The 23,302-nt window shown below is 62.3% G+C and carries 27 protein-coding genes and 1 riboswitch; of the genes, 12 read left to right on the top strand and 15 right to left on the bottom strand.

The window, feature by feature from the left end; translation table 11 throughout:
* Positions 1-10: 10 nt before the first annotated feature.
* Positions 11-538, top strand: a complete 528-nt coding sequence (locus tag FHT69_RS12390) for a winged helix DNA-binding protein (protein WP_047612975.1) — start codon at positions 11-13, stop codon at positions 536-538.
* Positions 539-592: 54 nt separating this feature from the next.
* Here FHT69_RS12390 and FHT69_RS12385 read toward each other — a convergent pair whose 3' ends face one another.
* Complete coding sequence (locus FHT69_RS12385; protein WP_047612976.1) at positions 593-808, bottom strand: hypothetical protein; 216 nt, start codon at positions 806-808, stop codon at positions 593-595.
* Between the two features lie 127 nt (positions 809-935).
* Here FHT69_RS12385 and FHT69_RS12380 point away from each other — a divergent pair, with 127 nt between their 5' ends.
* Both FHT69_RS12380 and FHT69_RS12375 read left to right on the top strand, forming a co-directional pair.
* Positions 936-1,559, top strand: coding sequence for a TetR/AcrR family transcriptional regulator (locus FHT69_RS12380; protein ID WP_047612977.1), 624 nt, complete (start codon positions 936-938; stop codon positions 1,557-1,559).
* Between the two features lie 133 nt (positions 1,560-1,692).
* The gene (locus FHT69_RS12375; protein ID WP_047612978.1) at positions 1,693-1,881 is read left to right on the top strand and encodes a hypothetical protein; all 189 of its coding nucleotides are present in this window, start codon (positions 1,693-1,695) and stop codon (positions 1,879-1,881) included.
* Here the strand turns inward: FHT69_RS12375 and FHT69_RS12370 are convergent.
* Both FHT69_RS12370 and FHT69_RS12365 read right to left on the bottom strand, forming a co-directional pair.
* Positions 1,878-2,312, bottom strand: coding sequence for a DUF1810 domain-containing protein (locus FHT69_RS12370; protein ID WP_183905423.1), 435 nt, complete (start codon positions 2,310-2,312; stop codon positions 1,878-1,880). The genes FHT69_RS12375 and FHT69_RS12370 overlap by 4 nt on opposite strands.
* Before the next feature lie 67 nt (positions 2,313-2,379).
* A complete protein-coding gene (locus FHT69_RS12365; RefSeq protein WP_052213315.1) occupies positions 2,380-2,658 on the bottom strand; it encodes a hypothetical protein in 279 nt (92 codons plus the stop codon).
* A 273-nt stretch (positions 2,659-2,931) separates the two neighbouring features.
* Here FHT69_RS12365 and FHT69_RS12360 point away from each other — a divergent pair, with 273 nt between their 5' ends.
* Entirely contained in the window at positions 2,932-4,302 is a 1,371-nt protein-coding gene (locus FHT69_RS12360; RefSeq protein WP_097630751.1) for an amidase, read from the top strand.
* Between the two features lie 65 nt (positions 4,303-4,367).
* Positions 4,368-5,228 (top strand): sugar phosphate isomerase/epimerase family protein, encoded by an 861-nt coding sequence (locus FHT69_RS12355; RefSeq protein ID WP_097622738.1) that lies wholly within the window; start codon positions 4,368-4,370, stop codon positions 5,226-5,228.
* A gap of 15 nt (positions 5,229-5,243) precedes the next feature.
* Here FHT69_RS12355 and betC read toward each other — a convergent pair whose 3' ends face one another.
* Positions 5,244-6,758: a choline-sulfatase gene (gene betC, locus FHT69_RS12350; RefSeq protein WP_183905422.1), complete on the bottom strand. Its 1,515-nt coding sequence runs from the start codon at positions 6,756-6,758 to the stop codon at positions 5,244-5,246.
* 95 nt (positions 6,759-6,853) lie between these two features.
* Between betC and FHT69_RS12345 the strand changes: the two genes are divergently transcribed.
* The 3 genes from FHT69_RS12345 (at position 6,854) to FHT69_RS12335 (ending at position 8,947) form a co-directional block, all read left to right on the top strand.
* Entirely contained in the window at positions 6,854-7,756 is a 903-nt protein-coding gene (locus FHT69_RS12345) for a choline sulfate utilization transcriptional regulator (protein ID WP_097622740.1), read from the top strand.
* Between the two features lie 95 nt (positions 7,757-7,851).
* Entirely contained in the window at positions 7,852-8,055 is a 204-nt protein-coding gene (locus FHT69_RS12340; RefSeq protein WP_047613481.1) for a hypothetical protein, read from the top strand.
* 100 nt (positions 8,056-8,155) lie between these two features.
* On the top strand, positions 8,156-8,947 hold the full coding sequence (locus tag FHT69_RS12335; RefSeq protein ID WP_097622741.1) for an HpcH/HpaI aldolase family protein: 792 nt from the start codon (positions 8,156-8,158) through the stop codon (positions 8,945-8,947).
* A 3-nt stretch (positions 8,948-8,950) separates the two neighbouring features.
* Here the strand turns inward: FHT69_RS12335 and FHT69_RS12330 are convergent, their stop codons facing one another.
* The 11 genes from FHT69_RS12330 to thiM all read right to left on the bottom strand — a co-directional run bounded on the left by FHT69_RS12330 (position 8,951) and on the right by thiM (position 18,989).
* Entirely contained in the window at positions 8,951-9,631 is a 681-nt protein-coding gene (locus FHT69_RS12330) for a spermidine synthase (protein WP_097622742.1), read from the bottom strand.
* Between the two features lie 71 nt (positions 9,632-9,702).
* Positions 9,703-10,602 carry an ABC transporter ATP-binding protein gene (locus FHT69_RS12325; RefSeq protein ID WP_047614919.1) on the bottom strand — a complete coding sequence of 300 codons (900 nt, stop codon included), beginning with the start codon at positions 10,600-10,602 and terminating at the stop codon, positions 9,703-9,705.
* Positions 10,599-11,402, bottom strand: a complete 804-nt coding sequence (locus FHT69_RS12320; protein WP_047614920.1) for an ABC transporter ATP-binding protein — start codon at positions 11,400-11,402, stop codon at positions 10,599-10,601. The genes FHT69_RS12325 and FHT69_RS12320 overlap by 4 nt, the downstream gene beginning before the upstream one ends.
* Positions 11,399-12,277, bottom strand: a complete 879-nt coding sequence (locus FHT69_RS12315; protein ID WP_097622744.1) for an ABC transporter permease — start codon at positions 12,275-12,277, stop codon at positions 11,399-11,401. Before FHT69_RS12315 ends, FHT69_RS12320 begins: the two co-directional genes overlap by 4 nt.
* A 1-nt stretch (position 12,278) precedes the next feature.
* Positions 12,279-13,256 (bottom strand): ABC transporter permease, encoded by a 978-nt coding sequence (locus FHT69_RS12310; protein WP_183905421.1) that lies wholly within the window; start codon positions 13,254-13,256, stop codon positions 12,279-12,281.
* Between the two features lie 58 nt (positions 13,257-13,314).
* Positions 13,315-14,961, bottom strand: coding sequence for an ABC transporter substrate-binding protein (locus FHT69_RS12305; RefSeq protein ID WP_183905420.1), 1,647 nt, complete (start codon positions 14,959-14,961; stop codon positions 13,315-13,317).
* 43 nt (positions 14,962-15,004) lie between these two features.
* Entirely contained in the window at positions 15,005-16,027 is a 1,023-nt protein-coding gene (locus tag FHT69_RS12300; protein ID WP_183905419.1) for a glycoside hydrolase family 3 protein, read from the bottom strand.
* 24 nt (positions 16,028-16,051) lie between these two features.
* Complete coding sequence (locus tag FHT69_RS12295; RefSeq protein WP_183905418.1) at positions 16,052-16,531, bottom strand: GNAT family N-acetyltransferase; 480 nt, start codon at positions 16,529-16,531, stop codon at positions 16,052-16,054.
* A 216-nt stretch (positions 16,532-16,747) separates the two neighbouring features.
* Positions 16,748-17,557 (bottom strand): bifunctional hydroxymethylpyrimidine kinase/phosphomethylpyrimidine kinase, encoded by an 810-nt coding sequence (thiD, locus tag FHT69_RS12290; protein WP_183905417.1) that lies wholly within the window; start codon positions 17,555-17,557, stop codon positions 16,748-16,750.
* Complete coding sequence (gene thiE, locus FHT69_RS12285; protein ID WP_183905416.1) at positions 17,554-18,189, bottom strand: thiamine phosphate synthase; 636 nt, start codon at positions 18,187-18,189, stop codon at positions 17,554-17,556. Before thiE ends, thiD begins: the two co-directional genes overlap by 4 nt.
* Positions 18,186-18,989 (bottom strand): hydroxyethylthiazole kinase, encoded by an 804-nt coding sequence (gene thiM, locus FHT69_RS12280; RefSeq protein WP_047613002.1) that lies wholly within the window; start codon positions 18,987-18,989, stop codon positions 18,186-18,188. The genes thiE and thiM overlap by 4 nt, the downstream gene beginning before the upstream one ends.
* Before the next feature lie 50 nt (positions 18,990-19,039).
* A riboswitch (TPP riboswitch) is annotated at positions 19,040-19,136 on the bottom strand.
* 704 nt (positions 19,137-19,840) lie between these two features.
* Between thiM and FHT69_RS12275 the strand changes: the two genes are divergently transcribed.
* The 4 genes from FHT69_RS12275 to FHT69_RS12260 are packed head-to-tail and all read left to right on the top strand — an operon-like array spanning position 19,841 to position 23,291.
* Positions 19,841-20,479: an invasion associated locus B family protein gene (locus FHT69_RS12275; RefSeq protein WP_183905415.1), complete on the top strand. Its 639-nt coding sequence runs from the start codon at positions 19,841-19,843 to the stop codon at positions 20,477-20,479.
* A gap of 12 nt (positions 20,480-20,491) precedes the next feature.
* Positions 20,492-22,213 (top strand): ShlB/FhaC/HecB family hemolysin secretion/activation protein, encoded by a 1,722-nt coding sequence (locus tag FHT69_RS12270; RefSeq protein WP_029868272.1) that lies wholly within the window; start codon positions 20,492-20,494, stop codon positions 22,211-22,213.
* Between the two features lie 13 nt (positions 22,214-22,226).
* Positions 22,227-22,694: a hypothetical protein gene (locus FHT69_RS12265; protein ID WP_029868271.1), complete on the top strand. Its 468-nt coding sequence runs from the start codon at positions 22,227-22,229 to the stop codon at positions 22,692-22,694.
* 45 nt (positions 22,695-22,739) lie between these two features.
* Entirely contained in the window at positions 22,740-23,291 is a 552-nt protein-coding gene (locus FHT69_RS12260) for a hypothetical protein (RefSeq protein ID WP_183905414.1), read from the top strand.
* Positions 23,292-23,302: the final 11 nt, after the last annotated feature.

Below are 23,302 nucleotides of genomic sequence, written 5' to 3'. Positions count from 1 at the left end.
AGGGATGCGTATGTCGGATGGACGCGGACGACGGGAAATCGGACCGATCGTCTCCTCAGCCCATCTCGCCGATGGCGCGCTTCCGGCCCTTTCGGAGCTCGAGTTCGGCCTTATCCTTGCCGGCAACGCCTTCGACCGCTGGATGGTACGCTGCATGACGGCTGCGGGCGAGCCCGGATGCGCCGCGATCGACGTGCTGGTGCTGCATTCGGTGGCTCACCGGCAACGGCCGAAGCGGCTCGGCGATCTCTGCAGCGTGCTCGGTGTCGAGGATACGCATCTGGTGATTTATGCAATCAAGAAGCTGGAAAAGCGCGGCCTGGTGACAAGCACCCGGGCGGGCAAGGAGAAGCTGGTTGCCGCTACCGGAAAGGGCGTTGAAACCTGCCTGAAATACCGGGCGGTGCGGGAGGCGCTGCTGGTGGAATCGGTCAAGGGGCTCGGCCTCGATGCCGCAGCGACATCGGCGGTGGCCGCCACGCTCCGGGCGCTGTCGGGCCATTACGATCAAGCGGCAAGGGCCGCCGCCTCTTTCTGACGGCAGCCCTTGACGGGGGCAGGGAGAGATCCCCCGAAATTTCAGGCGGCGTGTTCAGCCGAAGCAGGGCATTGCCGGCAGATTGGCGCGGCTTGCAAGCGCTCCGATCACGTTGCCCACCGATGTCGGCCGCGGTTCGCGTTTGCCGGCGGCCGTCTCCAGGAGCTGCTTGAAGTCTTCAAGCTTCACGCCGTCGGCGCGCAACACCATGGCGATCAGGGGGTCGCGAAGAGCTTCGGATATCGTCAGGTCGTCTCTGGTCTTTCTCATGGTTGTCCTCCTTTCGTGGGCGGTCGCCCGTGTTCCACTTGCCGCTGCCATACCCTTGGCATTGACTTTCGCAGTTCGTGGTGTTACCGGTAAGTAACAATGCATTTGTTACCGATCGGTCACATTGATGTCAAGGACTACGTCCGCAAAAAAATCAGAAACTTCGAATGAAATCTCCGCAGTCGTTTCAGAAGATCGCATCCCGCCGCGGGAGCGTATCGTCTCGACCGCCTCGGAGCTTTTCCGCGAACGCGGCATTCGCGGCATCGGCGTCGATGCCATCGCCGACGCGGCGCTCACCAACAAGATGACGCTCTACCGGCATTTCGGCTCAAAGGACGAGCTCGTCTGCGAAACGCTGCGCCGCGCCTCCGAAAAGGCCGGCGCCATCTGGCACGATCTGGAAGTGGCCTATCCCGGCAATCCGCGCGCCCAGCTCTACGCCTGGGTGGAGACGCGGGCGCAATGTCTGAACGGCGAGCCTGCCGGCTGCGATCTCGCCAATGCTGCCATCGAGCTGAAGGGCGAGGGCCATCCCGCCCACGAGATGATCGAGCGGCACAAGGCCGAACAGCGTGATCGCCTGGCCGCGCTCTGTTCGGCGGCCGGTGCGCGTGAACCCGAGCTTCTTGCCGATACGTTGACACTGCTGCTCGAGGGTGCGCGCGTCACCCGCCAAGCCATGGGCACTGCCAACTGCTGCGGTCATTTCGCCAAGGCCTGCAACGCAGCGATTGCCTCTTTCGCCTGACCGCCACTCTAAAGCGCCGCGCGTCTTTTCAGACGCGCGAAGGACACCGTAGCATTTTGAACCATGCAGTCGGGGAACCTTACCGCTTCCGTGTCGTTTTTCCATCACCGGAGGGCAATGTGGAGGCAGGGAGATGAACTACGTCTATCTCAAGCGCCTATATGCCAAACGCGCCGAGCTCGAAGCCAAGCTGGAGCTTCATGATGCGCGCTATTGTTTCGGCGAGGAAGAAGTCGATGATGGCACCGACAGCGATCTGCGTCAGCGGTTGAGCGAGATCTCCGAGGAAATTGCGACGCTGGAGAGCAGGCCGGGCGGCTAATCCGCGCCAAGGATCTCCGTCGTCCGCTCGTCGAATTCTCCCTGATAGAAATGCTCGATCACCCGGTGGAAGGGCGACCCATGGTCGCTGATGGCGGCAAACAGGGTCATCGAGGAGCGCAGCTTGAGGTCGTCGGGCGAGCCCAGGATTTCATGCGCTGATCGGCCGTCAACCGACAAGATCGCCTCGACACAGCGCAACAGCCGGCTTGAGAGAATGGGATCGGCGAGATAGGCGGTGGCTTCCTCAGCCGAACGGATCGCATATTTTTCGGCCATTGCAGAGGTGCCAAGACCGGCGATCTGCGGAAAAATAAACCACATCCAATGGGAGGTCTTGCGCCCGGCCTTCAGTTCCGACAGCGCCTGTTCATAGACGCCGTTCTGGGCATCGATGAAGCGGTCGAAGTCGTAGTCGATGTCACCGGCCATGGTCCCTTTTCCTGCTGTCAACGCAGCCTGGGCCAAGGTCTCCATGCCCGGCGAGCTAGCTTTCCTGTTAGCAGACCCTTTCAGCGTAGGGGCTGCTGTCACGGCAATGACCGTAAGCCGGATGATGCGGCGTGTTATCATCTGATGTGGCGGCAATGGCCGATGTCGTCATCGGGTCCGTACCACCGGAAGAATATGCGGCGAAGCCCGCAAAGCTCAAGAGAACCAAGGCTCCGACCACGACGATGCGCTCGAAGGGCGAAAGTTTCTGGGCGCTGACATGGTCTACATAGTCGCGCTCGCCCAAGCCGGTGGTTTCATCCTCTTTCGCATGGAGGGTCACCATATCCTGGCGACGGCTCAAAGTTTCACAATCTGTCATTTTAATTACTCCTGCAACACATGCGCAGCCGGCCTCTCAAGAGTAAGCTCTCACCCTCATGCCGAAGCGGCTTCGCATGCGTGCAGCATGTGTGTCTTCGATCGTGGCAATTGAAGGGGCGATATGCAAACTCAGTGTTCAAAAAATCGCACTAATAAACGCAAAATATCGTGAAGCTCTGGCCCGTCGGAATGATCCGGGGTAGGTCAGAGGGTCATCTTTTTTCTGGATCGTCTCATGAGCAAATCCTTCGGCGCGATGTCGGTCGCCCAGCTTTCTCTCCTCATTCAAGGCGGTGCGGCCGATCCGCTTGAAGTGGCCGAGACGGTCTTCGATTCCATCGCGCATTATGCCGACAAGGCTGTCTTCACCGCGCTTACCGAAAGCCGGGCGATGGAGGAGGCGCGCGCCGCCTCGAACCGTCTGCGGGAAGGGCGCTCGCTGGGATTGTTGGACGGAATTCCGATCGCCTGGAAAGATCTTTTCGACATGGAGGGCGTGCCGACGACAGCCGGTTCCGTCGTCCTGGCGGCGGACGCGCCCGCCAAGCGCGATGCGGCCGTCGTCGGTTTGCTCAGGCACGCGGGCATGGTCGCCGTTGGGCGCACCAATATGAGCGAATTTGCCTTTTCCGGCCTCGGAATCAATCCGCATTACGGCACGCCGGTTAATCCGCGTGGCACCGATCTCCCGCGCATTCCCGGCGGCTCCTCCTCCGGCGCCGGCGTCGCCGTCGCGGCCGGGTTGGTGCCGGTCGCCATGGGCACCGATACCGGCGGCTCGGTGCGCATCCCCGCCGCCTTCAACGGTATCGTCGGCTACAAGGCGACACGCGGCCGCCATGCGATGGCAGGCGTCTATCCGCTGGCAAAGAGCCTGGATTCGCTGGGGCCGCTCTGCCGCAGCGTCAGGGATGCGGTCTGGATCGATGCGGCGATGCGTGGATTGACGGCGCCGGCGGTCATTGAACGCCCCTTGCAGGAGCTGGAACTGATCGTGCCTGAGAATGTCGTCTTCGACGGAGCCGAACCCGGCGTCGTCGCTGCGTTCGAGGCGGCTCTGGAACGTCTCCAAAAGGCCGGCGCCCATGTCGCCCGCACTGTCATCCCCGCCTTCAACGAGATCTTCGATCTGATGACGAGATACGGTCCGCTGGTGACGGCGGAGGCTTTTGCACTTCACCGCGAACGCTTGGACGGACCGGATGCGGACAGAATGGATCACCGTGTCGTCATGCGCACGCGGCTCGGAAGCAAGACGACGCTGCCCGATTACCTCCGAATTCTCGAGGCGCGCAGCCGCCTGATCGCCGATGTCGAGCGGCTTGTCGGCGACCGGCTGATTGCCTTTCCCACCGTTGCCCATGTCGCGCCGCCGATCGGACCGCTGGAGCAGGATGACGAGCTGTTCTTCGCAACGAACAACAAGACGCTGCGCAACACCGCACTCGGCAATTTCCTCGACTGGTGCGGCGTTTCCGTTCCCTGCGGCACGGGAGAGGCCGGTATGCCGGTCGGCCTGCTGCTGTCGGCGACCCGCCATCGCGATGAGGCGCTGCTGGGGTTTGCCCTTGCCGCCGAGGCGGTCATCCGCGGCGATTTCGCCTGAATTGCAATTGAACCGCCGGGCTTTTATTGCCATTGATGGCAGGGGGAGATCCTGGAGGAAGACACGTGCAGGTTTTGCAAAACGGACGTTTCGCGGTTTCGACATGGTCGCTGCATCGGCTGCTCGGCGCCGTGCATGCCTATAGCCCCGATCCTGATAAAAGTGCCGCGCCGAAGGAACCCTATGGCCCCGGCGCCGCAGCGCTGATCGACGTGCCGGCGGCACTCTCGGCGCGCGGCATCAACCGGCTGGAGATCTGCTCCTTCCATCTGCCGAGCCTCGATGCTGCCTATATAAGCGAGTTGCGTGATGCGATGGCGGCCTCGAACGTGTTGTTCCAGACGCTGCTTGTCGAGGACGGCGATCCGAGCCATCCCGAGACGGCCGAACGCGACGTCAAATGGATGGCGGAGTGGATCGATATCGCCGCTGCCCTTGGAGCGCAAAGGATGCGCGTCATCGCCGGCAAGCAGAAACCGACGGAGGAAAACCTTGCCCGCGCCGCCCGTCATCTGAACTGGCTGGGCGGAAAGGCAGAAGGCAGCGGCGTGCGCGTCGTCGTCGAGAATTGGTTCGACCTGCTGCCGTCGCCCATCGAGATGAACTGGCTGCTGGACCGGCTGGACGGCAAGGTCGGCCTCAACGGCGACCTCGGCAACTGGGCGGCGCCGGCGAAATATGAAGGCCTGGCCGACATCATGGGCCGGGCGGAAATTTGCCACGCCAAGGCCGATTATGGCGTCACCGGCCTCGATGCCGACGATTATCGCAAGTGCCTGGAGATGTGCGAGCGGGCCGGCTATGACGGTCCCTTCACGCTGATCTACGACTCGCCCTTCTTCCCCGATGAATGGGACGGCATTCTGTTGCAAAAGGCGTTCATCGAGGATTTCCTGCGCGAGGTGCCGGCGCGCAGGACGGCTTAATCAGAGGCGTTTCGCTCATTCCTGGCGCGGGAACCTCTGGTTTTCCTCCAGCACGTTGAGATCCATGTGGTTGCGCATATAGCGCTCCGAGGCTTTCTGCAGCGGCTGGTAGTCCCATGGATAATAGGCGCCGTTGCGCAGCGCTGCATAGACCACCCAGCGGCGCGCCTGGCTTTCGCGCACGGCTGCGTCGAAAGCGGCAAGATTCCAGCGGCGCCCGGCCTGTTCGGCAAGCCTTGCCAAGATGTCGGCGTGCGCCGGGTCGGCCGCCAGATTGTCGAGTTCTTGGGGATCGGCCTCGAGGTCAAACAGCATCGGCGGGTCCTTCTCGCAGAGCGAGAGCTTGTACCGTCCGTCCCGAATGCAGACGAGCGGTGCTTCGGAACCCTCCGCGGCATATTCCATCGGCACCGGGCTGCGATTGCCGGTGCCTTCGGCAAGCAATGCCAGATCCTCGCCCTCGGTCCATGGTTTCAACGAAGCGATATCGATCCCAGCGAGACCGGCGAGCGTCGGCGTCACGTCGAGCGTGGAGACGGGCTGATCGATGCGTTTGGGCTTCCAGCCGGGGGCTGCGATCATCAGCGGAACGCGGGCCGATCCTTCGAAGAAGTTCATCTTGAACCAGAGGCCGCGATCCCCGAGCATGTCGCCATGGTCCGAGGCGAAGAGAATGATCGCATTTTCCGCCATGCGGGTCCGTTCCAGGACGCCGAGAATCTCGCCGATCTTGTCATCGACATAGGAGATATTGGCGAAGTAGCCCCGCCTTGCCCGCCTGATTTGCTCATCGCTGATGTCGAAGGCATCGTGGTCACAGGCTTTCATCAGGCGCTGCGAATGCGGGTCTTGCCGCTCGAAGGCAATCGCCGCAACTGCCGGATCAAGGGCCGGGCAATCCTTATAAAGGTCCCAGAATTTGCGGCGCGCGACGTACGGGTCGTGCGGATGGGTGAAGCTGACGGTCAGGCACCAGGGGCGTCCGTCGTGGCCACGCGAGAGATCGAACAGCTTGCGGGCGGCATGGTAGGCGACCTCGTCGTCATACTCCATCTGGTTGGTGATTTCGGCAACACCGGCGCCGGTCACCGAACCGAGATTATGATACCACCAGTCTATGCGTTCGCCGGGCTTGCTATAGTCGGGTGTCCAGCCGAAATCGGCCGGGTAGATGTCCGTCGTCAGGCGCTCCTCGAAGCCATGCAGTTGGTCGGGGCCGACGAAATGCATCTTGCCTGATAGCGCCGTCTGGTATCCGGCAGCGCGCAGATGATGCGCGTAAGTCGGGATGTCGGAGGCGAATTCCGCCGCATTGTCATAGACGCGCGTCCGGCTCGGCAATTGTCCGGACATGAAGGAGGCTCGCGCCGGCGCGCAGAGCGGGCTTGCCGTATAGGTGTTGGTGAAACGCACGGAGCGCTCTGCCAATGATCTCAGATGCGGCGCATGAAGGAAATCCGCGGGGCCATCCGGAAAGAAGGTCCCGTTCAGCTGGTCCACCATCAGGATGAGGATATTCGGACGCGGCATGGAATTCCTCTTTTGCTATTTGAGAAATTTATTCAATCGCTTATTGTTACGGCTGTAAAGACAGCTTTTTTCGATGGGTGACTAAAGGATTTTTTATGTCAGACCGCCCGCCCGAGCTTGGCTGGATGCGCATCTTCGTCGAGGTCGCGACACTCGGGAGCTTTTCGTCGGCGGCAGCACGTATCGGGCTCACGCAACCGGCCGTCAGCTATCAGATGCGGCGGCTGGAAGAGCAATTCGGGGTCGGCCTGTTGCGCCGCCAGCATCGCGGCGTCGAGCTGACCGCGGAGGGCGAGCGGCTTTTCCAGGTCGCTGCCAAGACCGTCGGTGACATCGATGCGCTGGCGCGCAGCTTCCGCACCGAGGCTCAAAGACCGGTCGTCAGGCTGAGAACAGACTATGCTTTTTCAGCCCTTTGGCTGATCCCGCGCATGCATGGCTTTCGCCAGCTTCATCCGGAAACGGATATACAGATCGTCGCGACCCAGCGGCTCGAGCCCGGCTTTGGTGACGACGCAGATGTAGTGGTGGTTTTCGGGACGCGGGCGGAATTCGGCGCCTTCGGATCGCTGCTGTTGCAGGAAAAGGTCGTGCCCGTCTGCACACGAGGATTTCTCGATCGCAACGGCCCGTTCGACGATCCGCAGCAGCTTGCCAGGACGATCCTGATCCACCTCGATTCGCCGATGCCGCCACCCTGGTTCGATTGGCGAAGCTATCTTGCCGAATTCTCCGTCACGCGCGATCTCCATGCCGGCCGCGGGGATATCAGCTTCAACACCTATTCGCTGGTCGTCCAGGCTGCTCTCAGCGAGCAGGGCGTGGCGATCGGCTGGATGGGGCTGGTCGACACGCTTCTCTCCGCGCATATGCTGGTGGAAGCCGGGCCGCCGCTCGAGGCGCCCGACCGCGGTTACTGGCTGATACCGCCGCAATCGGCAAATATTCATAGCGAAAGGCTCAGCACCTGGCTGGTGGATGAAGTCGGCAGGACATGACATTCGGGAATATCGTCGCGTTTGGGAGAGAAGCCTTGTCATCAACGATGCCGGTCGACATTGTGACACTGATTCATAAGAAGGGTTGCCGAAGCATGTGGCGCACAATTGGATATGTCGTGGGATTGCTGATGATCCTCTCGGGGCTGATCTGGGTCGCCCAGGGAAGCGGCTATTTTCCCTATCCGTCATCCAGCTTCATGATCAACCAGAGCATCTGGATTCTCTGGGGAAGCATCACGGCTGCAGCCGGGCTTGCCGTGACAATCATCGTTTCACGGCTGCGCCGGAGAGGATGAGCCGGCAGAACATGCATGGCTTCGAGGAAATTCGACACCGAAGAGCTCCTCGAGGTGAAATATCTGGCCGCTGACGGCCTGTCGAAGTGAGGAGAATGGCATGAGCGCAGCTGAAATCGACGGCTTTGCGGAGCGGATCAGGAGCCACCGGGGCGGCATGATCTCCGCCTGGGTCGGCATTCCCGACGCCACGCTCGTCAATCATCTGGCGCAGGAGGCCTTCGATGCCGTCGTGCTGGATATGCAGCATGGCATGTGGGACATGCCATCGGCGGCGAACGCCGTCGGTCAGGTGCGGCTTGCCGGCAAGCCGGCGCTGGCGCGCATTCCGGTCGGCGATTTTGCTTCCGCCTCGCGCCTGCTCGATGCCGGCGCCTCCGGCATCATCGCACCGATGATCAATTCGGTCGAAGACGCGCAAGCCCTGGTGCGGACCACGAAATACCCGCCCGCCGGCGAACGCAGCTGGGGACCGTCGCTGGCGCTGAATTATACCGGCCTGTCGGGTGATGATTATCTGAAGAACGCCAACGCGCTCACCGTCGCCATCGCCATGGTCGAGACCCGGGCGGCGCTCGACGCAATCGACGGTATCCTGGGTGTTGCCGGGATCGACGGCATTTTCGTCGGTCCGTCCGATCTTTCGATCGCACTGTCGAACGGCGACCAGGTGGCGCCGAACGCCGCCGAGATCGACAGCGCCATGCAGCATGCGGTTTCGCGCTGCCGCGCTCACGGCAAATTCGCCTGCGCCTATGCCGGCGATGGCGAACGAGCCGGCGAACTGCTGAAATTTGGCTTCGATCTGGTCATTGCCGGTGCGGAGACCACGCAATTGCGCTCCGGCGCCCGCCGGGCCATCAATGCCGCCCGCCGGATTGCTTCCGTTTGAGCGTCATTTCACCGGCTTGACGGCCAGCCAGATGACGTGGCGGGCGCCGCCGCGTTTGCCGTTGGCGCGGGTGTTGACCGCATCGACGGAAAAGCCGCTGTCCTTGAGACGGCGGGTGAAATCCGGGTCGGGGCCGGACGACCAGACGGCGAGCACGCCGCCGGGACGAAGCGCATCGCGGGCGGCGCGAAGGCCGGCGAAATCATAGAGCCGGTCGTTGGATTTGCGGGTCAGGCCATCGGGGCCGTTGTCGACATCGAGCAGGATCGCATCATAGGCAGCCTTGCCGGCGCGGATCGCCTCGCCGACATCGCCCTGATGGATGCCGACGCGCGGATCGTCGAGGCAACCCTGGAAGACCTCCGCCATCGGCCCGCGTGCCCAGGCGACGACGGCCGGTACCAGTTCGGCGACGGTGACACCGGCATCTTCAGGCAGGACGGCGAGGGCGGCGCGCAGGGTGAAACCCATGCCGAGCCCGCCGATCAAAATCCTTGGCTTCGGGTGCGTCTTGATCCGTTCCCAGGAAAGCGTTGCCAGCGCTTCCTCCGAGCCGCTGAGGCGGCTGTTCATCAGCTCGTTGGCGCCGAGCATGATCGAGAACTCGCTGCCGCGCTGTTTCAGCCTGAGTTCCCCGCCTTCGCCGGGAATGGTCGCGGAATCGAGCTGGATCCAGGGCAGCATGACGGCTTCGCCTCATATGAAAGGAACCGTCCCCCTAGCATAGGCCGAGGAGTGAGGCCAGCAAGCTGGCCTTAGATCATCCGCATGAAATGTCCCTGCTCCACTTCGACGGTCTCATCCTGCGGCACGGCCGAACGGCGGCGGATATCCTCCACTTCGTCGGGCCTCAGCCGGGCTTTCGGGTCCTCGAAGCGGACGTCGGGATCGGGCACGGCCGAGAGCAGCAGCCTCGTATAGGGATGCAGCGGATTGTCGATCACCTTGGCGACGCTGCCCCATTCGACGATCTGGCCGGCATACATCACGGCGATGTCCTCGGCGACATAACGGGCGGTGGCGATATCATGGGTGATGTAGAGCAGGCCGAGTTTCATCTCCTGCTTCATCTCGTTCAACAGGTTCAGCACGCCGAGGCGCACGGAGACGTCGAGCATCGAGGTCGGCTCGTCGGCGACGATGACCTCCGGCTTGACGGCGAGCGCGCGGGCGATGTTGACACGCTGGCGCTGGCCGCCGGAAAGCTCGTGCGGATATTTCGGCGCGACGAGATCGGGATCGAGCCTGACGCGCTGCAGCAATTCGCGGACTGTCGCGTCGATCTCAGTTCCCTTGATGTCAGGACGATGCAGCTTCAGCGGCCGCCGGAGATGATGGGCGATGGTATGGGCCGGGTTCAGCGAGGCGAAGGGGTCCTGGAAGATCATCTGCACCGAACGGCGGTAGCGGGCGATCTCGGCGGATTTCGCCGCCTCGACCGGCCGGCCCTTGTAGAGGATCCGGCCGGATGTCGGCAGATATTCGCGCATCGCCATGCGGGCGCAGGTGGTCTTGCCGCTGCCGGATTCGCCGACGAGTGCCAATGCGCGGCCGGCATGCAGGGAAAACGAGATGGCGCGTGCCGCATGCACAGCCCCGGAGCCATGGCCGAAGGTCTTGCTCACCTGATCGAGTGCGAGAATGGCATCCGTCATAACAGCACTCCTCCATGCAGCGACGGGAAGGAGGCCCAGAGCTTTTTCGTGTAGTCATGCCTGGGCGTCCTGTAGATCGCCTCGGCCGTGTTCTGCTCCACCAGCCGGCCTGACAGCATGATGCCGATGCGGTCGCAGAACTGCACCATCAGCCCGAGATCATGGGTGATGAACAGCACGGAAAAGCCGAAGCGGCGGCGCAGTTCGTTGATGCGCTGCAGGATCTCGCGTTGGACGACGACGTCGAGCGCCGTCGTCGGCTCGTCCATGACGACGAGTTTCGGATCGAGCGCCATGCAGATGGCGATGACGATGCGCTGGCGCATGCCGCCGGAGAATTGGTGCGGATAGTCGCGCATGCGGTCCGGCGCGATGTCGACGAGCGTCAGCATCTCGGCGGTACGCTCGCGGGCCGCCGCACGGCTCATGCCTTTGTGGGTGCGCAGCATGTCATAGAACTGCGCCTCGATGCGCAGCACCGGGTTCAGCGAGTTCATGGCGCTCTGGAAGACCATGGCGACATCGCGCCAGCGGAAGGCGCTGAGCGCCTGCCGGTCGAGGCCGAGCACATCGCGGCCGTCGAGCAGGATGCGGCTCTCCTTGCGGATCAGCGCCGGCGGCTTGTGCAGGCGGCTGATGGCAAAAGCGATGGTGCTCTTGCCGCAGCCGGATTCGCCGGCAAGGCCGAACACCTCGCCGGGCGCGACGTCGAAGCTGACATCGTTGACGGCGCGGAAATCCTTCTCCTCGCCGATATAGTCGATGGTGAGGTTCCTCACCGAAAGCAGCGGCTGCGTCACAGGCGGCCCTCCCCGGAACGAACGAGCAGGGACCAGCGCTTCAGGTGATTGCCGGTGCGCAGTCGCGGATTGGCGATCTCGTCGACGGCGAAGTTCAACAGCGACATGCCGATGCCAAGGAAGGCGAGCGCGAAGCAGGGGGTGAGAATATCCCACCAGGCGCCGACCGAAAGGGCTGAAGCCTTCTGCGCATTATAGAGCATCGTGCCCCAGGAGATGGCTCGGGGATCGCCGAGGCCGAGGAACTCCAGTGTCGCCTCGGTGATGATTGCGAAGATGACGCTGCCGATGAAATTGATGCCGACGATTGAAATCACGTTGGGGAAGATCTCGAATGTCATGATGCGCCATTGCGGCTCACCCATCATCTCGGCCGATTTGACGAAATCCTTCTGCTTGACGGAGAGCGTTTCGGCGCGGGTGACGCGGGCGCCCCAGGCCCAGGAGGTGGCGCCGAGGATGAGGGCGATGACGAGGGGGCTTGCCTGGCCGATGAAGGCGGCGAGCACCAGGAGCAGCGGCAGGTTGGGCACGACCAGCACCATGTTGGTGAAGAAGCTGATGATCTCGTCGGTCCTGCCGCCGCGATAGCCGGAGATGATGCCGAGCGCGGTGCCGACGAGGGTGATCAGCAGGCCGGCGCCGAAGCCGACGGCAAGCGAGGTGCGGGCGCCGTAGATCAGCCGGGCGAAAACATCCTGGCCGATGCGGGTCGTGCCGAGGAGGTGGTCGAGCGACGGCGGCTGATGCGGCCGGCCGGTGCGGGCGGCCGGATCGTATTGCGTGAGCAGCGGCGCGGCGATCGCGACGATGACGATGAGGGCGATGATGACGAGGCCAACCAGCGCCTTGCGGTTTCGAAGCAGGGTCTTCATCTCACGCTCCCTTTAGCCGCGGGTCGAGCAAGATATAGCTGACGTCGACGATGAAATTGGCAATCAGCATGGTCGCGGTCATGATCAGAAGCTGGCCCTGGATGATGGGATAATCGCGGGCGAGGATCGCCTGGTAGAGAATGTTGCCGAGGCCGGGATAGTTGTAGACGACCTCCGTCACCAGCGAGCCGCCGAGGATGGTGCCGATCGCGATGGCAAGGCTGGAGACGGTTGGCAGCAGGGCGTTGCGCGCCGCGTACCAGAGCATCACATGCCGGTCGGAAAGACCCTTGGCGCGGGCCATGACGATATAGTCCTCACCGAGCAGATTGATCATGTTGTTGCGCATGGTAACGGTGAAACCGCCGATCAGCACGGTGCAGAGCGTCACCATCGGCAGGATGCCGTGATAGGCGACGCTGCCGATATATTGCAAGCTGAAGGCCGGATCGAGCGAAGGATCGGCGGCATAACCGTTCGGAAACCAGCCGAGCGTGAAGCCGAAAATGAAGAGCACGATCAGCGAGGTGACGACGGCCGGTACCGAGGTGGCGAAGATCGCGCCGACCGAGACGACGACATCGAACCTGCTGCCGCGCCGCCAGGCGGCGACGATGCCGAGGAAGGTGCCGAGCGCGAAGCTGAAAATCGTCGCCGTTCCCATCAAGGCGACGGTCCAGACGAGGGCATGGCCGAGCACCGAGGTGACCGGCAGCGGGAAATATTTGATCGAGCGGCCGAGATCGCCGGTGAAGATGCTGCCGAGATAGGTGAGGTACTGCTGCCAGAGCGGACCGTCGACGAAGCCGAAAGTGAGCTTCAGCGCCTGCAGGCTTTCCGGCGGCAATTCGGTGCCGGCGCTCGAGAACATGATCTGCACGGGATCGCCCGGCATCAGCCGGGGCAGGAAGAAATTGATCGTCGCTGCCGCGATGAAGGCTGCCATGTAGAAGACGAGGCGGCGAAGCAGGAAAGCCATGGGAACTCCGTCGTCGCGGAAGCGGCGTTTTCTGCGCCGCTTCCGGAGATCATGATGCTTACTTGACCGGCTCGAGAGCGAGCAGGTTCAAGAGGCGTGCCGGATTGGTCCGCGAGATCGACGGATTGACGAAGGGGTTTTCCTTGGTCGACCACCCGGTGAAGCGCTTGGTGTTGTACTGATACCAGTTCGGATTGTTGAACACCGGAATCATCGGCATGTTTTCGGCGACGATGCGCTGCGCCTTGTTCATCGCTTCCTTCTGCTTGGCAAGGTCGGCGGTCTGGGTGAACTCGGTGACGAGTTTCTCGACCTCCGGGTTGAACCAGCGCTGCGCGGTGAAGCGGGTCTTGCCCTTGTCCGAAGCGCTGAAGGCACGCTTGTAAGGATAGTAGGGCGAGGCCGATGCCGGCAGGCTGTTGATCGCCGCATCGAAGGTGCCGTTGATGAGGTTGCCGGTCCAGACGGCTTCCTCAGGCGTTTCGATCTTGGCGTCGATGCCGACTGCCTGCATGCCCTCGACGGCGAGGTTGACGGTGTCGATCCAGTCGGTCCAGGCGCTGGGGACGATGATCGAGAAGGAAATCTTCGTGCCGTCGGGATTGTCGCGGAAGCCGTCGCCGTCCTTATCCTTGTAGCCCGCCTCGTCGAGCAGGGCCTTGGCGGCATCGGCATCATAGGTTGCGAACTTGCCGAAGTCGGCCTTGACGGACGGGTCCGCCCAGCTCTTGTAAAGCTCGCCCATCAGGCCAGGATCTTCGTTCAGCGTCGGATAGCCGTAGCCGGCGACGTCGATCATCGTCTTGCGGTCGAGCGCCATGCTGACAGCCCGGCGGAATTTCAGATCGTTGAAGGCCTTCTTGTTGTTCTCGTTCGTCGTTTCCAAGTTGAAGAGGAAGGCGACCATGCTGCTCGGCGAATACCAATAGTGGAAATGCGCCGGATCCTTGGAGACATAGACATTGTCGATATCGGGAATGAAGGAGACACCCCAGTCAAGCGTGCCGTCGGCTGTCGCGGTCAGCATCTGGTTGTTGTCGGCAAGCTGCGGGAAGCGCATGCAATCGACCTTCAGGTGCTCGTTGTCCCAGTAGTTTGGGTTGCGGCACTGGTCGTAGGTCTGGCCGGTAAAGCGCGGCACTTCCGTCAGCGGGCCACTGCCGACCGGGGTTTCGTTGGCGAAGGTGACGGGATCGGCGACATCCTTCCAGACATGTTCCGGGACGATCGGCAATTGCGCGATCTGCTCGGCGGCGAGCGAGCTCGGATTGGCGAGCGTGAAGCGCACCGTCTGGGCGTCGACCGCCTGCACATCGGTGATGAAGGTCCAGATGCTGACGAAGTCGAGCGCCGGGAACTTCTTCAGGTAATCATAGGTGAACTTGACGTCGGCTGCGGTCAGCGGCTTACCGTCAGACCATTTCAGGTTCGGGCGCAGCTTGAACTCGATGCTCTTCAGATCGTCGGAGAGCTTGAAGCTTTCGGCCAGACGATAGACCGGCTTGTTGCTGTCGAAGCGGTTGAAAATAACCAGCGGCTCGTAGATGAAGTCGAGCGTCGACTGGCGCGATGAGGTCTGGTTGAACGGGTTGAAGTTGCGAACCCAGGTCGTCGCCGGTTCGATATTCGCCGTCAGAATCGTCTGCGCCATGGCCGATCCCGAAAGCAGCGTCAGCGCGGCGGCGGCAAGAAGATATTTTTTCATGTTTTATTCCCCTTTTCTTATGCGGTGAGAGTTGACGGGCCGGTCAGGAGACCAGCGCGCTGGCAAACATGTCTTCGACTTCTGCGTGGGCGGCGCGGACATCGACTTTGAGATTGCCGAGGCGCGCCTTGCCGGCGGCGATCCGCTGCAGGGCGGCTTCCGTCAGGGGACGGGCGGCCTTGGCGGCAGCTTCGCTTTCCGGAATGTCGCCGTGGCTGTGGAGCGCGATGTCGAAGCCTGCGTCGAGCACCTGTCTGACGCGTTCCGGCAAAGTACCTGAGAGCGACTCCATGAAGATGCAGTCTGATATCAGCACGCCCTCATAGCCCATCTCCTTGCGGATCACGTCGTGCATGATGGGCGAGATGGACGCCGGCAGCTCCGCGTCATAGGCCGAGTAGACGACATGGGCGACCATGGCCCAGGGCGTATCTTTCAGCGCGACGAAGGGTTTGAAATCGGTCGCGGTGAGCGTCTCGCGGCTGGCGTCGACCACCGGCCGCTCCTTGTGGGAGTCGAGCGTCGCGCGGCCATGGCCGGGAATGTGCTTGATGACAGGCATGTTGCCGGTCTCGAGCAGGCCATCGACCACCTCGCGGCCGAGGGCCGCGATGAAATCGGGATCAGGGCCGAAGGAGCGGGCGCCGATGACCGCGCTCGTCGTCTCGAAGACGAGGTCGAGAACGGGCGAGCAGCCGCTCGAAAGGCCGAGTTCCGTCATCATCGCGCCCATGGCCTGGGAGGAAAGGCGCAGTGCTTTTTTGCCGAGATCGAAATCGCGGCGCGCAAGTTCGGCAAACTGGCCGAAGCTGCGGAAGAGCGGCCAGGGGCCGGCATCGAGATGCTGAACGCGGCCGCCTTCCTGGTCGGTGAAGACAGGTGCGTCGTCGCGGCCGACGGCTTCGCGGAAGCGGGCGATCAGCCGCTTGGTCTGCTCCGGCTCGCGCTGATTGCGCCGGCCGACGAACAGGCCGAGCGGATTGGTGTCGCGAAAAAGGGCGAATTCATCATCCGAAATCGTGGGAGTGGGAAGGCCGACGAAAAGGGCGAGCGGGGTCGAGGACAATTCTGTAGCTCCGGGATCACATGGTCATTTCGGCGTGCTTCTCAGCATGCCTTCGTAGATGCCCTTGTCGGGGGCGGGGATGATGGTTGCGCCTGCGGTCTTGGCGTAGAAATCGACTGGCCCGGCATCGCCGATGAAGGCATAGGCGTGGCCGAGCGTCTTCATCGTCTGCAGGCAGGCGGAGAAGAGGGCGAGCCCGATACCCCTGCCGCGCGCTTCCGGGTCGACGCCGGTCGGGCCGAAGAAGCCGCGCGCCGTCGTGTCATAGCAGGCAAAGCCCAGCAGCTTGCCGCCGTCGACGGCGATCAGGCAGGCAACCGGCTGGTGGGAGAAGGCGACGGCGACTTCGCTCGCCCAGTTCTCGCTGAACCGTTCGCGAACCCAGCTGATGATAAGATGCAGTTCAGGGGGGAGGGCCGGACGGATGGAGATGCCGATAGCATCGGCTTTCCGTTTCAGGTCGGCGAGCTCAGCGGAATACAAGCTCACAAGCAGGTCTGCCACCTGTCACTCCTCCAGTTATTCCGTTATTGCGGAATGTATCCCCTTTTAGTGTTATAGATTTGGCCATCTGACCGGGCTTGTCAACAAGGTTTTTCAGAAGGTCAAAGGGACTGCCCGCACTGCGACTGCGGTTTCAACGCAAAGTAGCTGCCGAACGAAAAACGGCCCGGGAGGGCCGGGCCGTTTCGATTGGCTGCATCTATGCCGAGCGAGCGCTTATTCGCCGTCTTTCCACAGCACATGAAAATGCTGCACCGGGCCGTGGCCGGAGCCGACGGTGAGGCTTCCGGCTGCCGCGACCGCGCCGGCGAGATATTGCTTTGCGATGGCGACCGCCTCCCGCGCCGAGGCGCCCTTGGCAAGTTCGGCGGCCAGCGCGCTGGAGAGCGTGCAGCCGGTGCCGTGCGTGTTCTTGGTCGGCACGCGCATGGCTTCGAACCAGTGCAGGCCAGCGGCGGTGGCAAGGACGTCAGGACTTTCGTCGCTATCGAGATGGCCGCCCTTGACCAGCACTGCGGCCGGGCCAAACGCCCGCACCTGTTCGGCCTGCGCCGCCATCTCGGCTCGGTTTGTCGCCACCGGTTGGTGCAGCAGTGCGGCGGCTTCCGGCAAGTTCGGGGTCAGGAGTGTCGCAAGCGGCAGCAGCCGGCGGGTCAGCACGTCGACCGCCTCAGGCGCGAGCAAGGCGGCGCCACCCTTGGCGATCATCACCGGGTCGATGACGATCGGAATGTCGCGGTGGTCAGTCAGTGCACCGGCAACGGCATCGGCGATGCCGGCATTGGCGATCATGCCGATCTTGACGGCATCGACGCGCACATCGGCAAAGACGGCATTGATCTGGTCGGCGACGAATTGCGGCGGCACCAGATGCACGCCGCTGACGCCTTGGGTGTTCTGCGCTGTCAGCGCGGTCAGCACCGCCATGCCGTAGACGCCGCGGGCGGAAAAGGTCTTGAGATCGGCCTGGATGCCGGCGCCGCCCGAGGGATCGGAGCCGGCGATGGAGAGAACGTTGCGGATCATGCGCGGGCCTTTCGAATTTCTGCGGCGATGCGGCGCGTGGCCGCTTCGGGATCCGGCGTACCGCAGATGGCGGAGACGACGGCAAGGCCCTTGGCGCCCGCAGCAAATACTTGGGCGACATGATCCGCCTTGAGGCCGCCGATCGCAACCGACGGCACCGGCGAGGCCTTTACCAGCATGGCAAGACCGTCAAAACCGATCGGCTGCTTGTGATCGGCCTTGGTCGGCGTCGCAAACACCGGCCCGACGCCGGTATAATCGACCAGATCCGGATCGACGGCGGCGGCAAGCGCCGCGGTCTCGACCGAGAGGCCAAGGATCATGGCAGGGCCGATCATCGTCCGCGCCGTGCGCGCGTCCATATCCTCCTGGCCGATATGCAGACCGTCGGCGCCGATGGCGATTGCCGCCTCGACATCGTCGTTGACGATGAACAGGGCGCCGGTCCCGACAAGCGCCTGTTTCAAGGCGCGACCGGTCTCGATCATCCCGGCGGTGCCGGCATGTTTGTCACGCAGTTGCACCATCGTCGCGCCGCCGGCAATGGCAAGGCGCGCCGTTTCCACCATGCCGATCCCCGCGCAGAGATCGGGGTCGAGGACGAGATAGAGCGAAAGGTCGAAAGCCTTCATGCCGCCGATATCCTCGCTCTGGCGTCAAGCGTTTCGGCGTCGAGCGCTGCCAGCGCATCGAGGAAGCGCCAGGAGAAGGAGCCGGGGCCGGCGGCGCCGAGTGCCGCGTCTTCGCCGGCGATGGCGAAGGTCGAAAGGGCGGCGACCGTGGCGCCGAAAATGTCCTCGGGCGCCGTTGCCGCAAAGGCGCCGACGAGGCAGGTGAGCGAGCAGCCGAGCGCGGTGACTTGCGGCATCAAGGCCGATCCGCCTTCGATGCGCACGGCCCGCTCGCCGTCGGTGACGAAATCCACGGCGCCGGTCACGGCGACGACCGCCCGCTGGCGCTCGGCGAGCCATCGCGCCGAACCTTCCGCCTGCTCGACCGGGTCGCGGCTGTCGACGCCCTGGCCGCGGCTCTCTCCGCCGGCCAGCGCGATGATTTCGGAAGCGTTGCCGCGGATGATGGTCGGATGCAGCGCCAGGAGATCGGCGACGGCGTTGCGGCGGAAGGCCGTTGCATAATGGGCGACCGGGTCGAGCACCCAGGGCTTGCCGGCTGAGGCCGCCGCCTTCGCCGCCGCCTGCATGCCGTCGATCCATTGCGTCGACAGCGTGCCGATATTGATGGTCAGCGCACTGGCGATCCCGGCGAATTCGCCGGCTTCTTCCGCGGCATGCACCATGGCGGGCGAGGCGCCCGCGGCAAGCAGAACATTTGCGGCGATGTTCATGGCGACGTAATTGGTGATGCACTGAACGAGCGGCGGCTTCTCGCGCATCGCCTTCAGCATCGCTCCGGGTGTGGTCTTGGTCTGCATATGGCCCCTTTCAGGCGGGGGCGGCCACGGGGCGGTTCGTGCGGGCGATGCCGCGACCCCGAGCGACTCCCTCCGCCGGCATTATCCGGTTCAGGTTCGAAGGGTGCTTCTCAGCCCGTCTGTCGACGAACGCCCCTGTCTCTCATCGCGTTTCTTTTCGCAGAGAACGGGGCTGATGTCACCTCGAAAATGACAATCATGCGACCGACGCGGCGCGCGATGGCTATGGATGATTTATGGGTCGGGATCGCCTTTCATGAAGGACGAGAGATCGCCGCCGATTCGGGTCTTGACCAGGTTTTCCCGAAAGTCGTCTGCCGGTTCTCTTCCGGGTTGGCCGGGTCCTTGCCTTTTCGCCATGCGGCTATCCTCTCCTTTTTCAAAAGGAATAACCGCAGCAACCGTGGGTGAAATCAATTTCTAAAATACATCTTGGTATTTGTGAGGGATTGGCTGCCAGCCTTGGTGAGGGTGCTGATGCGGGAAAGCAGTCTTTTCTTTGAAAGAATGAAGTTCATCTTCCCAAGACTTTTCTACATTTGGAATAGCGCGAAGTTATTCACCCTATCCGTTCATCGGTGGAATTTTTCAATGCAGGCGAGCACGAGAACAGCTTCGCGTAAGTTGCGTGTCGTCTCATCGTCTCGCCATTCAGTTTCATTCCGCTGTCGAAATTTTGTGGCGATTTCGTTGCGGGAAGCCTCTCCCAGGGCGCCGAATTAAACTCCCAGAACGCGAAGTAAATATCTAACGGAAACTTTACCGTGCTGACACGCTTAGGTTGACCAAACGATGGATTGTAGCGATATGACTTTACACGCCAATAAAATCTTCCTGAAGTTGTATTTTCAATGAGCAAATTTTTGAAAGCCGATATGAAGTGGGGCCGCCAGACTGCCGCCTCCGTTCTGATATTCATCGCTTGGGCGAATCCTTCTTTTTCGCAATCTGCTGTTCCTGCCGATCAGGGAGCGGGGCAGGTGCAGGCGCCGGCGATAAAATCCCAGAAATTCGACGACTGGTATTATCGCTGCTCGGGTTCTGAAGGCACCGAGGCCTGCGAAGTCGCCCAGATCGCGCAAGTCGCCAAAGACGGCGAGAACGTCAACGTGCTGACGCTGGCGATCGCAGCTGCGCCGGCCGGGTCCCAAGGCAAAGGCGAAAAGGGCAGAGGCGAAAAGGGCAAGGGCGAGAAGGGCAGGCCGGGGCTGACGCTGACCGCTCTTCTGCCGCTCAACGTCTTCCTGCCCTCGGGCCTGTCGATCAAGGCCGACGGAAAGCCGGTTGCGAAACTTGACTACCGCAATTGCAACCAGGCCGGATGCTGGGCGCAGCTGGCGCTGGATACGAAGACGGCGACGGCGCTCAAGAAGGGCTCGACCGCCGAAGGGCTGGTGCGGCTGATGAACGGCCAGGACGTCAATATCCGTTTCTCGTTGAAAGGGCTGCAACCGGCCCTCGACGAACTTCAATCCATCGCCGCGAAGTAGCCGAATTTCAAAATGACCACAGAAATTCGATACTTCCTGGTCGCTGGCGCCGTCCTGGCGATGGGTGTCGCACCCGCTTACGCGCAGTCGCCTGCCGATGATTTCAACCGCCGCCAGGAGCAGCAGTCGCAGACGCAGCGGCTGGATGCCCTGCGCCGCGCCACACCGGGTGGCGGTGCGGATACGGAAGACGGCTCTTTGCCGGCCAGCCAGGCAAATGCGGCCTGTTTCGACATCACTCGCGTCGAGATCGATGGGGCAAATCTGCTATCGGCGCAGGAGATCGGCAAGGTGACGGCGCCTTACGGCAACCGATGCGTCGGCCTGGCGGAGATCAATGCCGTTCTCAGGGATGTGACGCACCTCTATATCGATCATGGCTATGTGACCTCGCGTGCCTACGTGCCGCAGCAGGATATCGCCAAGACCAGGGTCCTCCGGCTGCTCGTCGTCGAAGGCACGCTTTCCGACATCTATCTCAACGGCCAGAAAGTGACCGGCAACGGTTCGCTGGCGACAGCCTTTCCCGGCCTGATCGGCCGGGTCGTCAATATCCGCGATATCGAGCAGGGGCTCGACCAGATGAACCGGCTGCAGGCCAACGATGCCAAGTCCGCCATGCTGCCCGGCCCCAAGGACGGAACCTCCATCCTGAACATCGAAAACCGCTCGGGCCGCCCCTGGCATGTCTCCCTTGGCAACAACAATATGGGCCAGGAAAGCACCGGTTTTTCCAGGAGTTCGGCATCGCTCGGCTTCGACGATCTGCTTGATATCAACGATCAGTGGTCGTTCTCCTACGAGCATAGCGGTCCGGACTATCCGTGGAGCAACGACGGAAACGGATATGGTAACAGCTATTCCGGCAATGTCAGCGTCCCCTACGGCTATTCCACGGTTTCGCTGAACGGCTCCTGGTACCAGTATGAAAGCACGGTCGAAGGAAATTTCTCATCGCTCGATACCTCGGGCAATTCAGGGCAGGCCGGACTCGGCCTCGATCGCGTCGTCTTTCGCGACAAGGATTCGATCACGACGGTCCGCAGCAGCCTGACCTACAAGCAGACCAACAACTTTCTGCTCGGCAATCTGATCGAGGTCGGCAGCCGCCGCTATACGGTCGGCGATATCGGCATTTCCCACTCCCGCCGCATGTTCGGCGGCATCTGGGTGTTCGACGTCAGCTATGACAAGGGGCTCGGTCTCTTCGATGCCGTGGACCCCGGAGATCCGGGTGCCGGAAATGCAGACCCACGTTTTTCCAAATTCAACGCGACGGTCAGCGTGACGCAGCCATTCCAGGCCGCCGGCCGGCAGTTCGAACTGACATCGCTGGTCAGCGGTCAATATTCCCCCGACAATCTCCTCGGCGCCGAGCAGATCTCGCTTGGCAGCTACAGCAATGTCCGCGGCACCCGCGAAAGCGTGCTCTTCGGCAATAACGGCATGTTCAGCCACAACGAGATCGTCTGGAGAACGGGGTCCAACCAGGGTGGCGGCGCGGCTGCGAAGGCATTCGGCGAGCTGCGCCCCTATCTCGGCTTCGATTACGGCCACATCTACGCGCAACAGCGCCTCGATATATCAGGCGGCGATCTCGCCAGCTGGACGGCCGGCATCAGGACCGTCGGCGGCAATCTCAGCGCCGACCTCGGCTATTCCGACATTGTTGCAAGCAGCCTCGACGGGGTCGACGGCGGGCTCTTTTATTTCAGCGCATCGGCTCATTGGTAACGAAAGCAGGAAAATGATCATCCGCAGCATCTCGACGAACAAGTCCGTCAAAACCCTTTCAAGATCGACGGCGCTGATCCTTGCTTTTTCGATGGCGCTTGCCGGCTGTGCCGGACGGGAGGCGCGGCCGGTCGCTTCGACCAACCCGACCGACAGCGCCTTCGATTGCGCCGGCATCACCCGTGAATTCGAGGCGAACGAGCGGCAGATCACCTCGACGGTGAAGGAGCGGACCGATGCGCAAGGCAAGAACATCGTTCTTGGGGCGACCGGTGTGCTCCTGTTTCTGCCGGCGCTGTTTTTCATGGATCCGAAATCGCCTGAGAAGGTCGAGATCGACGCATTGCGCAACAGGAACAATGTCCTGACCAGCATTGCCAAATCGAAAGGGTGCCCCGCGCCCAAGTCCCAGTTGACCGAGCTCTACAAGCATCTCGACGCCAAGGCCAAGCCTGCATCGTCGTCGGACAACAGGAACTGAATTCGCTGACATTCGAACCTTATGCCTGAATCCCGGAGCTTCTGTATGCGTATCGTGCGTTTTCTAACCCTTCTGCTTCTGGCGGCGACGCTTGCGTCCTGCGTCACGACAACCGATCCCCGGCTGATTGCGGCTCTCCAACGAACCTCTGTGCGCGAAATCCGGGTTGAGTTGGCGCCCGACGTCAAGACATTCGGTTTCGGCGACAAGGCGGACCAGCAGGTGCCGGAGGCGGTTCGCACGCTTCAGGCGACGATGGCGAAGGAATTGATCGGCGTGCCCGGCGGCGCCACGCGCGGCAGGCTGGTCGTGACGCTGCACGTCTTCGATGTCACCACCAAGCAGGCCCGGATCATCGGCGGCCATGACAGCATGATCGATGGGACCGTGCGGCTGGAGAACGCCGAAACAGGGCAACTGATCGCCGAAGCGCAAAACATTCATGGCGAAGACCTCTCCATGCGCGGGAGCGGCTACGGCGTGATCGTCGCTGTCGCGATCAACGCGGCAACGACGTCAGGGGCGCCTGACATTATGGCGCAGCGCCTGTCCAAGTCCTTTACCCGCAATGTGAAGACCTGGCTCACCCAGAAATAGGCCTGCGATGA

Source organism: Rhizobium sp. BK008, assembly GCF_014197345.1.
In the GTDB taxonomy this organism is placed as follows: domain Bacteria; phylum Pseudomonadota; class Alphaproteobacteria; order Rhizobiales; family Rhizobiaceae; genus Rhizobium; species Rhizobium anhuiense.
The sequence above is the reverse complement of the archived record's forward strand: the minus strand, read 5'-3'. Positions and strand labels throughout refer to the sequence as shown.

What these genes read in the sequence shown, in the direction of transcription:
- FHT69_RS12390 (WP_047612975.1), top strand. Translation starts at nt 11, where the DNA reads ATGTCGGATGGACGCGGACGACGGGAAATCGGACCGATCGTCTCCTCA.
- FHT69_RS12385 (WP_047612976.1), bottom strand. Translation starts at nt 808, where the DNA reads ATGAGAAAGACCAGAGACGACCTGACGATATCCGAAGCTCTTCGCGAC.
- FHT69_RS12380 (WP_047612977.1), top strand. Translation starts at nt 936, where the DNA reads ATGTCAAGGACTACGTCCGCAAAAAAATCAGAAACTTCGAATGAAATC.
- FHT69_RS12375 (WP_047612978.1), top strand. Translation starts at nt 1,693, where the DNA reads ATGAACTACGTCTATCTCAAGCGCCTATATGCCAAACGCGCCGAGCTC.
- FHT69_RS12370 (WP_183905423.1), bottom strand. Translation starts at nt 2,312, where the DNA reads ATGGCCGGTGACATCGACTACGACTTCGACCGCTTCATCGATGCCCAG.
- FHT69_RS12365 (WP_052213315.1), bottom strand. Translation starts at nt 2,658, where the DNA reads ATGGTGACCCTCCATGCGAAAGAGGATGAAACCACCGGCTTGGGCGAG.
- FHT69_RS12360 (WP_097630751.1), top strand. Translation starts at nt 2,932, where the DNA reads ATGAGCAAATCCTTCGGCGCGATGTCGGTCGCCCAGCTTTCTCTCCTC.
- betC (WP_183905422.1), bottom strand. Translation starts at nt 6,758, where the DNA reads ATGCCGCGTCCGAATATCCTCATCCTGATGGTGGACCAGCTGAACGGG.
- FHT69_RS12345 (WP_097622740.1), top strand. Translation starts at nt 6,854, where the DNA reads ATGTCAGACCGCCCGCCCGAGCTTGGCTGGATGCGCATCTTCGTCGAG.
- FHT69_RS12340 (WP_047613481.1), top strand. Translation starts at nt 7,852, where the DNA reads ATGTGGCGCACAATTGGATATGTCGTGGGATTGCTGATGATCCTCTCG.
- FHT69_RS12335 (WP_097622741.1), top strand. Translation starts at nt 8,156, where the DNA reads ATGAGCGCAGCTGAAATCGACGGCTTTGCGGAGCGGATCAGGAGCCAC.
- FHT69_RS12330 (WP_097622742.1), bottom strand. Translation starts at nt 9,631, where the DNA reads ATGCTGCCCTGGATCCAGCTCGATTCCGCGACCATTCCCGGCGAAGGC.
- FHT69_RS12325 (WP_047614919.1), bottom strand. Translation starts at nt 10,602, where the DNA reads ATGACGGATGCCATTCTCGCACTCGATCAGGTGAGCAAGACCTTCGGC.
- FHT69_RS12315 (WP_097622744.1), bottom strand. Translation starts at nt 12,277, where the DNA reads ATGAAGACCCTGCTTCGAAACCGCAAGGCGCTGGTTGGCCTCGTCATC.
- FHT69_RS12310 (WP_183905421.1), bottom strand. Translation starts at nt 13,256, where the DNA reads ATGGCTTTCCTGCTTCGCCGCCTCGTCTTCTACATGGCAGCCTTCATC.
- FHT69_RS12305 (WP_183905420.1), bottom strand. Translation starts at nt 14,961, where the DNA reads ATGAAAAAATATCTTCTTGCCGCCGCCGCGCTGACGCTGCTTTCGGGA.
- thiD (WP_183905417.1), bottom strand. Translation starts at nt 17,557, where the DNA reads ATGATCCGCAACGTTCTCTCCATCGCCGGCTCCGATCCCTCGGGCGGC.
- thiE (WP_183905416.1), bottom strand. Translation starts at nt 18,189, where the DNA reads ATGAAGGCTTTCGACCTTTCGCTCTATCTCGTCCTCGACCCCGATCTC.
- thiM (WP_047613002.1), bottom strand. Translation starts at nt 18,989, where the DNA reads ATGCAGACCAAGACCACACCCGGAGCGATGCTGAAGGCGATGCGCGAG.
- FHT69_RS12275 (WP_183905415.1), top strand. Translation starts at nt 19,841, where the DNA reads ATGAGCAAATTTTTGAAAGCCGATATGAAGTGGGGCCGCCAGACTGCC.
- FHT69_RS12270 (WP_029868272.1), top strand. Translation starts at nt 20,492, where the DNA reads ATGACCACAGAAATTCGATACTTCCTGGTCGCTGGCGCCGTCCTGGCG.
- FHT69_RS12265 (WP_029868271.1), top strand. Translation starts at nt 22,227, where the DNA reads ATGATCATCCGCAGCATCTCGACGAACAAGTCCGTCAAAACCCTTTCA.
- FHT69_RS12260 (WP_183905414.1), top strand. Translation starts at nt 22,740, where the DNA reads ATGCGTATCGTGCGTTTTCTAACCCTTCTGCTTCTGGCGGCGACGCTT.